The sequence below is a fragment of the Streptomyces narbonensis genome, assembly GCF_014649015.1.
Lineage (GTDB): Bacteria > Actinomycetota > Actinomycetes > Streptomycetales > Streptomycetaceae > Streptomyces > Streptomyces narbonensis.
This window is the reverse complement of record NZ_BMSF01000005.1, coordinates 161,020-173,585: the sequence shown is the minus strand read 5'-3', so window position 1 is coordinate 173,585 and position 12,566 is coordinate 161,020. Positions and strand designations below refer to the sequence as shown.

General features: G+C 72.9%; 10 protein-coding genes. 1 reads left to right on the top strand and 9 read right to left on the bottom strand.

Annotated elements, in window-relative coordinates; genetic code table 11:
- Positions 1 to 8 precede the first annotated feature (8 nt).
- From IE124_RS11490 to IE124_RS11465, 6 genes are all read right to left on the bottom strand, one after another.
- The gene (locus IE124_RS11490) at positions 9 to 971 is read right to left on the bottom strand and encodes an ABC transporter substrate-binding protein (protein WP_189507497.1); all 963 of its coding nucleotides are present in this window, start codon (positions 969 to 971) and stop codon (positions 9 to 11) included.
- A gap of 1 nt (position 972) precedes the next feature.
- Positions 973 to 2,946 carry an ABC transporter permease subunit gene (locus IE124_RS11485; protein ID WP_189507495.1) on the bottom strand — a complete coding sequence of 658 codons (1,974 nt, stop codon included), beginning with the start codon at positions 2,944 to 2,946 and terminating at the stop codon, positions 973 to 975.
- 151 nt (positions 2,947 to 3,097) lie between these two features.
- A complete protein-coding gene (locus IE124_RS11480) occupies positions 3,098 to 4,168 on the bottom strand; it encodes a quaternary amine ABC transporter ATP-binding protein (RefSeq protein WP_229832374.1) in 1,071 nt (356 codons plus the stop codon).
- Positions 4,165 to 5,721, bottom strand: coding sequence for a GMC family oxidoreductase (locus tag IE124_RS11475; RefSeq protein ID WP_189507490.1), 1,557 nt, complete (start codon positions 5,719 to 5,721; stop codon positions 4,165 to 4,167). The genes IE124_RS11480 and IE124_RS11475 overlap by 4 nt, the downstream gene beginning before the upstream one ends.
- Positions 5,718 to 7,226, bottom strand: coding sequence for an aldehyde dehydrogenase family protein (locus IE124_RS11470; protein ID WP_189507488.1), 1,509 nt, complete (start codon positions 7,224 to 7,226; stop codon positions 5,718 to 5,720). Before IE124_RS11470 ends, IE124_RS11475 begins: the two co-directional genes overlap by 4 nt.
- Positions 7,227 to 7,516: 290 nt before the next feature.
- A complete protein-coding gene (locus IE124_RS11465) occupies positions 7,517 to 8,371 on the bottom strand; it encodes a LysR family transcriptional regulator (protein ID WP_189507486.1) in 855 nt (284 codons plus the stop codon).
- A 69-nt stretch (positions 8,372 to 8,440) separates the two neighbouring features.
- Here IE124_RS11465 and IE124_RS11460 point away from each other — a divergent pair, with 69 nt between their 5' ends.
- Positions 8,441 to 9,325 (top strand): EamA family transporter, encoded by an 885-nt coding sequence (locus tag IE124_RS11460; RefSeq protein ID WP_189507485.1) that lies wholly within the window; start codon positions 8,441 to 8,443, stop codon positions 9,323 to 9,325.
- A gap of 128 nt (positions 9,326 to 9,453) precedes the next feature.
- Here IE124_RS11460 and IE124_RS11455 read toward each other — a convergent pair whose 3' ends face one another.
- The 3 genes from IE124_RS11455 to IE124_RS11445 form a co-directional block, all read right to left on the bottom strand.
- On the bottom strand, positions 9,454 to 9,741 hold the full coding sequence (locus IE124_RS11455) for an SHOCT domain-containing protein (RefSeq protein ID WP_189507484.1): 288 nt from the start codon (positions 9,739 to 9,741) through the stop codon (positions 9,454 to 9,456).
- A gap of 57 nt (positions 9,742 to 9,798) precedes the next feature.
- Entirely contained in the window at positions 9,799 to 10,257 is a 459-nt protein-coding gene (locus IE124_RS11450) for a DUF6325 family protein (protein ID WP_189507483.1), read from the bottom strand.
- Between the two features lie 142 nt (positions 10,258 to 10,399).
- Positions 10,400 to 12,469: a SpoIIE family protein phosphatase gene (locus IE124_RS11445; RefSeq protein WP_189507811.1), complete on the bottom strand. Its 2,070-nt coding sequence runs from the start codon at positions 12,467 to 12,469 to the stop codon at positions 10,400 to 10,402.
- Positions 12,470 to 12,566 lie beyond the last annotated feature (97 nt).

Below are 12,566 nucleotides of genomic sequence, written 5' to 3'. Positions count from 1 at the left end.
CACCGGTGTCAGGCCGGGAGCCACGCCCGCCAGGTGGTCTCGTTCTCCTTCACCCAGCGCCCCGCCGCCTCCTGCGGCGACAGCTTCTGCTCCGCGATCATCAGGGCGACCTCGTTCTGGTCCTCGGTCGTCCAGCGGAACTTCTTCAGGAAGGCGGCGGCGTCACCGCCCCCGTCGGCGAAGCGGGCGTTGAGGAACTTCTGCAGCGGTGTGTGCGGGTAGGCGCAGGCCACCTTCTCCGGGTCGGCGTCGCAGCCCTCCTTGTAGGCGGGAAGCTTCACCTCCGTCATGGGGACCTTCTCGAACAGCCACTGGGGCTTGTACCAGTAGCTCAGGAACGGCTTCTTCTCCTTGGCGAACTGCTTGATCTGCGTGATCTGCGCCGCCTCGGAGCCCGCGAACACGACCTGGTAGTCGAGGTCCAGGCTGTTCACGAGTGCCTTGTCGTTCGTGACGTACGACGGGGAGCCGTCCAGCAACTGGCCCTTGCCGCCGCTCTCCGCGGTGCGGAACTCGTCGGCGTACTTGTTCAGGTTCCGCCAGTCGGTGACGTCGGGGTGCTGCTCGGCGAAGTACGTCGGCACGTACCAGCCGATGTGGCCGGTCACCCCGAGGTCTCCGCCCCGTGCGATCGTCCCCTTGTCGTCGATGTACCGCTTCTCCTGTTCCGGGTGGCCCCAGTCCTCCAGGATGGCGTCCACCCGGCCCTGGCTGAGCGCGTCCCAGGCGGGGACCTCGTCGATCTGGACGGTGTCCACCCGGTAACCGAGCTCGTGCTCCAGCAGGTACTGGGCGACGGCGACGTTGGCCTGCGCGCCCACCCACGACTGCGTCGACAGGGTCACCGTGCGGGATCCCTTCGCGTCGGCGTACGGGGACGCCTGGCGGGTCATGTCGGCGGCGCCGCAGCCGGTGAGGCCGACCGCGAGGGCGGCCGCGGTGACGAGTGCGGCGATGCGTGTACGAGCCATCTCAGGCCCCCTTTCCGGCGAGACCGCGGCGTTCCGTCGGCTGGGTGACGCGGTCGAGCATCAGGCCGAGGCAGACGATCGCGGCGCCGGCGACCAGGCCGGTCGCGAGGTCGCCCTGGGCGAGGCCGAAGACCGCGTCGTAACCGAGTGCGCCGCCGCCCACGAGGCCGCCGATGACGACGACGGCGAGGACCAGCACCACACCCTGGTTGACGGCCAGCAGCAGCGCGGGCCGGGCCAGCGGCAGCTGCACCTGGAAGAGCTGCTGCCGCCCGGTCGCGCCCAGGGAGCGCGCGGACTCCAGGGCGGCCGGGTCCACCGCGCTCAGCCCCTGGGCCGTGATCCGCACCACCGCGGGCAGCGCGTACACCACGGCGGCCGCGACGGCCGGGGCGCGGCCCACACCGAACAGGGCGACGACGGGGATCAGGTAGACGAACTGCGGCATCGTCTGGAAGACGTCGAGAACCGGACGCAGCGCGCGTCCCATCCGGCTGCTGCGGGCCGCTCCGACCCCGAGGGCGAGGCCGAGCAGCAGGGTCACGGCGACGGCGGCCAGGACCTGGGACAGCGTGTCGAGCGCCGGGTCCCAGACACCGAGCACGCCGATCGCCGCCGTCGCGAGGACGGCGGTCGCCGCGGTGCGCCAGGTGCCGATGAGCAGCGCGAGTGCGCCGACGGCCAGCAGGACCATCCACCAGGGCAGCCATTGGAGGCCGTCGCGCAGGGGGTTGAGGACCCAGGTGGTGAAGCGTGCCGCCCAGTCGGCGGTCCCGCCGACGAGGGGCACGCCGGAGTAGAGGTGTGCGGTCATCCAGTCGACCGCCCCGTTGACGGGCCCGGCGATGTCGACCGTCCACGAGTGGGGCCAGGCGAGCCGGTCGGACAGGCGGCCCGCGACGGCGACGACGACGGTCGTCGCGAGGGCGACGGCCCAGCCGGCTCCGGCCCGGCGGGCCGGAGCCGCGCCGATCCGCGCCCCGGCCGCGGCGGTGACCCGGTCCAGGACGACGGCCAGCAGCACGATCGGCACACCGGCGGCGAGCGCGGCACCGACGTCGACGGAGCCCAGCGCCTGGTAGACGCGGTCGCCGAGGCCTCCCGCGCCGATGACCGAAGCGATCACGGCCATGCCGAGGGCCATCATGATGGCCTGGTTGACGCCGAGCAGCAGTTCCTTGCGGGCCAGCGGGAGCCGGGCCGTCAGCAGCCGCTGCCGGCCGGTGGCGCCGAGGGAGGCGGCGGCCTCCATGACGCCGGCGTCCGCGCCCCGCAGCCCGAGCGCGGTGAGGCGGGCCATGGGCGGGGCGGCGTAGACGACGGTCGCGAGGACGGCCGCGGGTACGCCGATGCCGAAGACCAGGACGACGGGCAGGAGGTACGCGAAGGCCGGCAGCACCTGCATGGTGTCGAGGACCGGGCGCAGGATCCGGTGCATGCGGTCCGACAGTCCGGCGGCGAGGCCGAGGAGTCCTCCGACCAGTACGGACGCGGCGACGGCGACCGCCATCAGGGCGAGCGTCTGCATGGTGGGAACCCACATGCCGAGCACTCCGCACACGGCGAAGGCTGCGACGGAGGTGAGGGCGAGCCGCACGCCCGCGACCCGCCAGGCCACGAGCCCGGCGGCGGCGGTGACGCCGGCCCAGCCGAGCGCGAGCAGCACCAGGTACACGGCGCGGACGGACACGACCACGGCGTTGCTGACGTGCCCGAGGAAGTAGAGGAACAGCGGGTGGCCGTCGCGGTTGTCGATGATCCAGTCGCTGGTGCGGTCCAGCGGTCCGGACAGATCGACGGCGAGCGCTGCGGGCCAGCTGCCGCCGCCCAGGAGTACGGCTCCGAGGACGAGCGCGACGGCCGCGCCGGCGCCGATGAGCCGGCCACGGTGACGTCCGAGGTCGCGCAGGACGCCGGACCCGGCGGCGGTGGTGGTGGAGGAGCTCGGTGTGGCGGGGGTGACGGTGGCGGTCATCGGCCCCACCGCCTCGGGACGGGAGCGCCGGTCGGGCGCCCCACGGCCGGAGCGCCGGCCCGGCGCCCCGGAGCGAGAGCGCCGGTCGGGCGCCCGAGGGGGGTGGTGTCCGTCGTGCCGCCCGGCGGCGGCCAGGTCGTATGGGAGTGCATCAGGCCACCGCCTTCCCCGTCGTCGCCGGGATCCCGGCGACGACTCCGAGGAGTCCGGCCCGGTCGACGACGCCGAGGCAGCGGCCGTCCTCGACGACCCGCGCGTTCTCGCCCGTACGGGCGACGGCCTCGATGGCCTCGTGGACGGTGGCGCCGGGGGCGAGCGCGGGGCCGGTCTCGCGCTCGTCGGCGAGTGCGGGGCGCATCGCCGAGCGGACCGTGAGCACCTGCTCGCGCGGCACGTCGCGGACGAAGTCCCTGACGTACTCGTCGGCGGGGGCGCCCACGATCTCCTCGGGCGTGCCCAGTTGGACCACGCGGCCGTCGCGCATCAGCGCGATGCGGTCGCCGAGCTTCAGCGCCTCGCCCAGGTCGTGGGTGATGAAGACCATCGTGCGGCCCTCCTCCCGGTGCAGGCGTACGACCTCCTCCTGCATGTCGCGACGGATGAGCGGGTCCAGTGCGCTGAACGGCTCGTCGAACAGCAGGACCTCGGGGTCCACCGCGAGCGCGCGGGCGAGCCCGACCCGCTGCTGCTGACCACCGGACAGCTGGCTCGGCCTGCGGTGCTCCATGCCGTCGAGACCGACCTTGGCGACGAACTCCGCCGCCCGCTCGCGCCGTTCGCCGCGGGCCACGCCCTGGATCTCGAGCCCGTAGGCGACGTTGTCGAGCACGGTCCGGTGCGGCAGGAGCCCGAAGTGCTGGAAGACCATGGCCGCCCGGTGCCTGCGCAGCTCGCGGAGCCGGCCGGCGTCCATGGACAGGACGTCCTCGCCGTCGATGGAGATCCGCCCCGAGGTGGGCTCGATGAGCCGGGTGAGGCAGCGGACGAGGGTCGACTTGCCGGAGCCGGAGAGGCCCATGACGACGAAGACCTCGCCTCTGCGGACGTCGAAGGAGACGTCGCGGACGGCGGCGGTGCAGCCGGTCCGCTCGCGCAGCTCGGTGGCATCGAGGGAGGCGAGCGTCTCGTCCGAGGGCACGCGGTCGGCCTTCGGGCCGAAGACCTTCCACAGCTCGCGTACGGAGAAGACGGGTTCTGCGGTGTCCCGCGTCGGCTCGTTCATCGTCGGTTGCCTCCCAGCAGTTCGGCGCATTTCTCGCCGACCATGAGGACGCCGATCATGGGGTTGACGGCGGTCATGGTCGGGAAGACGGACGCGTCGGCGATCCGGATGTTGTCGAGGCCCCGGATTCTCAGGTCCGGTGCGACGACGGCGAGTTCGTCGTCGGCGGCTCCCATGCGGCAGGTGCCCGCCGGGTGGTAGACGGTGTGCGCGACGTGGCGGGCGTACGCGCTGAGTTCCTCGTCCGAGGTGACCTCGGGCCCGGGGCACACCTCGCGCTTCAGCCAGCCGGCCAGGGGTTCGCTCGCCGCGATCTGCCGGGCGATGCGGATCCCGTCGACCAGGGTCCGCCCGTCGTAGTCGTCCTCGTCGGTGAAGTACCGGAAGTCGAGCGCGGGCTTGACCTCGGGGTCGGCGCTCGTGAGGTAGAGCCGGCCGCGGCTGCGCGGCTTGGGGATGTTCGGTGTCATCGACACGCCGTGCGCGGGCCGTTCGTAGCCGATCCGCTCCGGGTTGTCGGTGAAGGGGATCTGGTAGAAGTGGAACATCAGGTCGGGTCCCTCGGACTCCGGGTCCCGCCTGACGAAGAGCCCGGCGTCGGAGTCCATCGCGGAGTTCTCCGGGATCGGGCCGTGTGTCTCCCACACGATGACCGACTCGGGGTGGTCGAGCAGGTTCTCCCCCACGCCCGGCAGGTCGTGCACGACGGGGATGCCGAGCTTCTCCAGGTCGGCACGCGGTCCGATGCCCGAGTGCAGCAGCAGGCGCGGGGTGTCCACGGCGCCCGCGCACACCAGGACCTCGCGCCGGGCGCGGACGACGTGCTCCTCGCCGTCCTTGGTGCGGATGTGCACGCCGGTGGCTCGGGTGCCCTCCAGTTCGAGGCGGAACGCCCAGGTCTCCAGGGCGATGTGGAGGTTCGGCCGGTCCAGGAACGGGTGGAGGTAGGCGACCGAGGCGGACGAGCGCTTGTTGTTGTCGGGGTGGTAGGCGAGGTCGAAGAAGCCGACGCCCTCGTGGAAGGGCTGCCGGTTGAAGCCCTCGACGCGCGGGACGCCGAGTGCGGTCTGCGCCGCGTCGACGAAGTCCCGGGCTATCGCGTTCCGGTCGGCCTCGTCGACGGGGACGATGTTGTTGCGCAGCCGGGCGAAGTACGGATCCATCGCCGCCGCGTCCCAGCCCTCGGCGCCGGCCTCGGCCCATTCGTCCCAGTCGGAGGGCAGGGGCTTGAAGGCGATGAGGGTGTTGTGCGAGGAGCAGCCGCCGAGGACCCGGGCCCGGCTGTGCCGGATGTGCGAGTTGCCGCGCGGCTGCTCGGTGGTGGGGTAGTCGTAGTCCAGCTCGCCGCCGAGCAGGCCCATCCAGCGGCGCAGGGTGAGGACGTCGTCGCGGCCGACGTCGCTGGGGCCGCCCTCGATGACGGCGACGGTGACGTCCGGGTCCTCGGTCAGCCGGGAGGCGATCACCGAACCGGCGGTGCCGCCGCCGACGACGACGTAGTCGTACACGTGCCGGTCGCGCACGTCGTGGTCGTGCACGTGCTGCTCGTTCATGCCTGGTCCTTCGCCGTCGTGCCCGCGAACCAGCGCACGGGGCGCGGGGCGAGGTTCTGGTAGATGTGCTTGGTCTCGCGGTACTCGGCGAGACCGCTGGGGCCCAGCTCGCGGCCGATGCCGGACTTGCCGAAGCCTCCCCACTCCGCCTGCGGCAGGTAGGGGTGGAAGTCGTTGATCCAGACGGTGCCGTGGCGCAGCCGGGCCGCGACCCGCCGGGCGCGGTCCTCGTCGGAGCTCCACACCGCTCCGGCGAGGCCGTACTCGGTGTCGTTGGCGAGGGCGACGGCCTGCTCCTCGGTGCGGAAGGTCTCCACGGTGAGGACGGGGCCGAAGACCTCCTCCCGGATGACCCGCATACGGCGGTGGCACCGGTCCAGGACGGTGGGCCGGTAGAAGTAGCCCGGTCCTGCCGGCCTCTCGCCGCCCGCGCGCAGGACAGCGCCCTCGCCGAGGGCGGAGGCCACGTATTCCTCGGTCCTCGCCAGCTGGGCCGCGGAGACCAGCGGGCCGCATTCGACGCCCTCGTCGGTGCCGCGGCCGAGTCGGATCAGTCCGGCCCGGCGGGCGAGTTCGGCGACGAAGCGTTCGCGGAGCGACTCCTCGACGATGAGGCGTGATCCGGCGGAGCAGACCTGGCCGCTGTGGATGAAGGCGGCGTTGAGCGCCTGGTCGACGGCGGTGTCGAAGCCTTCGGGCGTCGCACAGGAGTCGGCGAACACGACGTTGGGGTTCTTGCCGCCCAGTTCGAGGGCGACCTTCTTCACGCTGTCGACGGCTGCCCTGGCCACCTTCGTACCGCTGACCAGTCCCCCGGTGAACGACACGAGGTCGACGTCGGGGTGCTCGGCGAGCCGGGCGCCGACGGTGCCGCCGGGGCCGGTGACGATGTTGGCCGCGCCGAGCGGAAGTCCGGCCTCCAGGAGCAGTTCGATCAGTACGACGGTGGTCAGAGGCGTGATCTCGCTGGGCTTGATCACGAACGTGTTGCCGGCGGCGAGGGCGGGTGCGATCTTCCAACTCGCCTGGAGCAGCGGGTAGTTCCATGGCGTGATCAGGGCACAGACTCCGACCGGCTCGTGCACGACGACGCTGCGGATCTCGTCCGAACCGGCGTCGACGACCCGCCCGTCGCTCTCGCCGGCCACGAGGTCGGCGAAGTACAGGAAGGCGTCGCGGACGCAGTCGACGTCGACGCGGCCCTCCTCCAGCGTCTTGCCGGCGTCCTGGCTCTCCAGGGCCCCGATGCGCTCGCGGTCCCTCTCCAGCAGGGCGGCGACCCGGCGCAGCAGGGCGGCCCGCTCGGCGACCGGCGTGCGCGGCCAGGCCCCGTCGTCGAAAGCGGCTCGCGCCGCGGCCACGGCGTCGTCGGTGTCCTGGACGTCGCCCTCCGCCACGACCGCGAAGGTGGTCGCGTCGACGGGGTCGATGATCTCGCGCGTGGCGCCGGTCAGGGCCGGGCGCCATTCTCCGCCCACATGGATGGTCTGTAGTGCTGCCGTCACGTCGCGTCTTGCCTTCCGTTCCTGTGGATCCCCCTGCCGGTCGGACCGGCGAACCCGCCGCCTGCCCTGGCTCCCGGGATCCATGCGCGATGCATGACGGAGAGTGACGTGCCTCACTCAGGAAACAGCTACAGATACGGACATAGGGAATGAAGCGCCGGGCGGGCGGAGTCGCGGGCCCGTGCCCTCACGCCGTGGACCGCGACCTCACGCCGTGACCCGCGACCGCACGCCGTGAACCCGGGCCTCGCGCCGTGAACCCGGGCCTCGCGCCTTGGACCGCGGCCCCGTCACGCCTCGCGGTAGAGGGCGGTGAGGAGCTCGATCACGTGCTGCGCCGCCGGGTGCGGGTCGTCGCGCCACCAGGCCAGCCGCACCGCGACCGGTTCGGCGTCGCGCACCGGGCGGTACACCACGCCGGGCCTGCGGTACTGACTGGCGGTGGCCTCCGCGCTCATGCCCATGCGGCGACCGGTGGAGATCGCCGTGAGCCAGTCGTCCACGTCGTACGTCTCCTCGACCGCCGGCCGGGAGTCCGGCGGCCACAGCTCCGGCGTGGTGGTGCCGGTGCGCCGGTCGATCAGCAGGGTGTGGCCGCTCAGGTCGGCGAGGCGCAGCGACCGGCGCCTGGCCAGCGGGTCGTCGGCGGCCATCGCGCACAGCCGTCGTTCGAGCCCCACGATCGCCGAGTCGAAGCGGCGGTCCTCCAGCGGTCTGCGCAGAACGGCCAGGTCGCACGAGCCCTCCGCGAGCCCGGCGGTCGCCGAGTTGACCCGGACCAGATGCAGCTCGGTCCCCGGATGCGCCGCGGCCCACCGCCGCTGGAAGGCCGGAGTGTGCCGGCCGAGGGCCGACCAGGCGTAACCGATCCGCAGGACGTGCTGCCCCGCCGTCGCCTCCCGGACCAGCTCGTCCGCCGCCGCGAGCACCCGCCGCGCGTGCGTCACCACGCGCACGCCGGCGGCCGTCGGCGTCACCGACCGGGAGGTGCGCCGCAACAGCCGTACGCCGAGCCCTCGTTCGAGTGATGCCAGGGTCCGGGAGACCGCGGCCTGCGAGACGCCGAGCGCCAGTGCGGCGTCGGTGAACGTGCCCTCGTCGACGATCGCGACGAGACAGCGCAGCTGCCGCAGTTCCACATCCATGACTTCAGCGTATAGATCGCATGCGTCCATGCATTTTGTGCAAGCGGGGCCCGACGCCACCATCGGCCCATGCACACAGCTCCGGCCGGGCCTGCCCCGGCGACGCGCACCGAGCCGACGCACCGCACCTCCCCGGCCGGTGTGGCCGCCATGGTCGGCAGCGGCATGTCCAATCAGATCGGCGCCGCGACCGGTTCCCTCGCCTTCCCCGTCCTCGGACCCGTCGGGGTCGTCGCGGTCCGCCAGTACGTCGCCGCCGCCGTGCTGCTGGCCGTCGGCCGGCCCGCCCTGCGGAGCTTCACCTGGTGGCAGTGGCGGCCCGTCCTGCTGCTCGCGGTCGTCTTCGGCACGATGAACCTCTCGCTCTACACCGCGATCGACCGCGTCGGCCTCGGGCTCGCCGTGACCCTCGAGTTCCTCGGCCCGCTCGCCATCGCCCTGGCCGCCACCCGCCGGCGCGTCGACGCGCTCTGCGCCCTGATGGCGGCGGCCGGGGTCGTCACCCTCATGCGCCCGCAGCCCTCGACCGACTACGTCGGGATGGGCTTCGGCCTGCTCGGGGCCGTCTGCTGGGCGTCGTACATCATGCTCAACCGGACGGTGGGCAGCCGCATCCCCGGCGCACAGGGCAGCGCGGCCGCCGCTCTGCTGTCCGCCGTGATGTTCCTGCCGGTCGGGCTCTACGTCGTCCTGCGCCACCCTCCGACAGTCGCGTCCCTCGGGTACGCCGTGGCGGCCGGCGTCCTCGCCTCGGCCGTGCCGTACCTGGTGGACCTCTTCACGCTGCGCCACGTGCCGGCCGCCGCCTTCGGCCTGTTCATGAGCGTCAACCCCGTGCTCGCGGCCCTGGTCGGCTGGATAGGGCTCGGACAGGGCCTCGGCTGGATCGAGGGGGCCGCCATCGGAGCCGTCGTCGGCGCCAACGTCCTGAGCATCCTGACCTCGCGCTCCTGAGGCCTCCCGGCTGACGGCCTCCCCCTGACGGCCTCGCCCGATGACAGCCCCCTGACGGCCTCCTCGGCCGGCGGCCTCCCCGGGCCGACGGGCTCACGCCCCTGAGGACGGAGCCGTCGTCAACCGGTTCAGGAGCCGAGGATCCTGCTCTTCTGCGCCGCGAACTCCTCCTCGGTCAGGATGCCTTGCTCCTTCAGCTCTCCGAGCTCCTTGAGCTGCTCGATCTTGCTGCTCATGTCGGGGGCCGGCGGGGCGGCCGGGGGCGCCTCGGCCGGCGGCGGTGCGTACCGCTCCTGCTGAGCCGATTCCTGTTGGGCCCAGCGGCCCGCCTGGCGTCGCGAGACCCTGTTGGAGACGGCTGTCGCCGTCCCGGCCACCACTGCCGTACGTGCCACGCCTCGAAGAAGTCCTGGCATGTCGTTCCTCCTTGGCCACTGTTCGAGTGGATCGGATTCCTCGGCCGTCCCGGGCCGTCAGGCGGCGGCGCTGTCGCCCTCCGCCTCCACGGCGTCCAGGGAGGCCAGGAGTGCCTGCACGGGAATGCGTCCGCCGGCGACGAGCTGTGCACCGCCGCGCCGCAACTCCCGGGCGAGGGGGGCGGCCCAGAGGTTCTCGTAGATCAGGATGCCGGCCGAATTGCCCGGTTCGAGGGCCGTTCCCGCCTCGTCGAGGTCGTCCTGTCCGAGGAGCCCGGACGAGGAGCCCTCGAACACGGTCAGGTCCAGCTCGCCGTCGTCGTCGAGATCCCGCAGCTCCAGAGCGGTGACGCTGCCGTCGGCGTCCTTCCGGACGAACGCGAGGTCGAGGACGCGGACGATGCCTCTCTCGACCAGGTCGACGAGGAGGGACATCCCCTTGCCCGTCATGCGGTTGCCCGGGAACTCGATGACGACGAAGTCGACCGGCCCCATCTCCTGGATTTCGTTGCTCATCACCGCTCCACACACAGTCGGGAGGACATGACCGAGCCCAACCCCCGTCCCCGCCGAAATCCACGGAAGCGACCGGAGGAAGTCCTGGTCCCATTGCAGCACCGGGCCGGGGGCTTCGCACATGCACGCCGTCCCGTCGCTCTCAGTCCGCGGTGTTGACGCGGGCGACGAGCAGCGCGATGTCGTCGTCCGCCGAGGCCGGTACGAGGTGGGTGAGCAGGCGGTCGCAGAGGGCGTGCAGGGACGGGCCGGGGTCGGCGAGCAGGTCGGTCAGCTCGGTGAGCCGCGCCTCGATGTCGCAGCTCCGGGACTCGACCAGGCCGTCGGTGTACAGGACGAGGAGGCTGCCCAGCGGCAGGGTGACCTCGGTCGTCGTGAAGGGGACGCCGCCGACGCCCAGCGGCAGCCCCGGCGGTACGTCGAGCAGGCGGACGGTGCCGTCCGGGGAGACGGTCGCGGGAGGCGGGTGGCCGGCACGGGTGATGCGGCAGCGGCCGGTGGCCGGGTCGACCACGATGCACAGGAAGGTCGCCAGCATCGGCTCGACGAGATCGTGCAGGGCGGCCTCCAGCTGGTGGAGCATCTCCTCGGGCGAGAGGTCGAGGCGGGCGAGGGCCCTGACGCTCGCGGAGAGCCGCCCCATCACCGCGGCGGCCGCGGTGCCGTGCCCCATCACGTCGCCGATGACGAGCACGGCCCTGCCGTCCTCCAGCGCGATCACGTCGTACCAGTCGCCGCCGACCTCGTTGACGTCGCTCGCGGGCAGGTAGCGGTGGGCGACCTCGATCCCCGGCGGAGGGGTGATGTGCTGCGGCAGCATGCTGCGCTGCAGCACGGCGGCCGTGTCGTGTTCACGGCGGTAGAGGCGCGCGTTGTCCACGCAGACCGCGGCGCGCGCCGCGAGTTCACCGGCGAGGTCGACCTCTCCCTGGGTGAAGGGGCCGACGGCACGGGTCCGGTAGAAGGTCGCCAGGCCCAGCACCACTCCACGGGCGAGCAGCGGGGTCATCATGAACGAGTGCACTCCCAGCCCCAGCAGCTCCGCGGGGGCGCTGGAGTGGCCGGCCGCGGGCACGATGGCCTCCTCGTCGAACTCGCGCACGACGAAGGGGCGGCGCTCGCAGAGTGCCCGGGTGTACGGCGCGCTGGCGGGAAAGACGAGTGTGCGTCCCAGTGGGGTGAGGACGGTCGTGACGGACGATCCCGTCAGCGGGGCCTTGGCCACCCGGCGCAGCGTGGCACCGCCCACCAGGCCGGCGCCGAGTTCGCCGCCCGCGGCCAGGGTCTCCAGGACGTCGACGGTGACGGCGTCCGCGAGCTCGGGCACGGCGACGTCGGCGAGCTCCTGCGCGGTGCGCTCCAGGTCCAGGCTGGTGCCGATCTTCAGCGTGGCCTCGTTCACGAGGGCGAGGTGGCGCCGGCCCGCCTCGGCCTCGAGCTGCGCCTGCTGCTGGGCGGTGATGTCGATCAGGGTGGCGGCCAGCCCGATCGGGCGTCCGTCGGCGTCCTCCAGCCGGACGTACGACCCCGACCACACGTGGTCGTGGTCCGGGTCGGCCGGCGTGCGGCCCGTACGGCGGGAGTCGAGGACGGGCCTTCCCTCGTCCAGGGCGCGGCGCATCGCGCGCTCCATGTCCGCGGCGTTGACGTCGGGCAGGATCTCGACGAGCCGGCGCCCGATGTGCGCGGCCTGCGACAGGCCGTTCATCGCTTCGAGGGCCGGGTTGACGCGGAGGAACCGCAGCTGGGTGTCCAGGACGGCGATGCCGACCGGGGAGCGGGAGAACAGCCCGTCCCACACCACCGACGAGCCGCGGATCCGTCGTGCGGCCTCCGCCTCCGCGGCGAACACCAGCACCGTCGTCCCGCCCCGGTGGCGGGCCGGCACGGGGCACGCCCAGATCTCCAGGTCCAGCGGGCGTCCCTCCCGGTGCCAGGCGGTCACCATCCCCATGACACCGCGCCCGGTGGCGGCGCCCTCCCACAGGGACCGGCCGAGGCTGCGGTCCGCACCCGGGTGGAGCAGGTCGGCGATGTGCCGGCCGAGCACCTCGTGCGGGGTGTAGCCGAGGAGGTCCTCCGCCGCGTGGTCCCAGCGGACGATCGCCCCGTCCGCGGACGTCGCCACCACGGCGACCTGCAGGGCCCCCAGCCAGCCGCCCGCGTCCCGGGCCGCGCCGGTGGTCATCTCGTCGAAGGGCACCTGCTCCATCGCCACCGCGATTCCGGTACCTACGCACCCCTGGCCGGCTGCCGTCCTCCTCAGTATGGGCGCGCGCCCGCGCTTCGTCGCGCGGACCGGAGGCGCG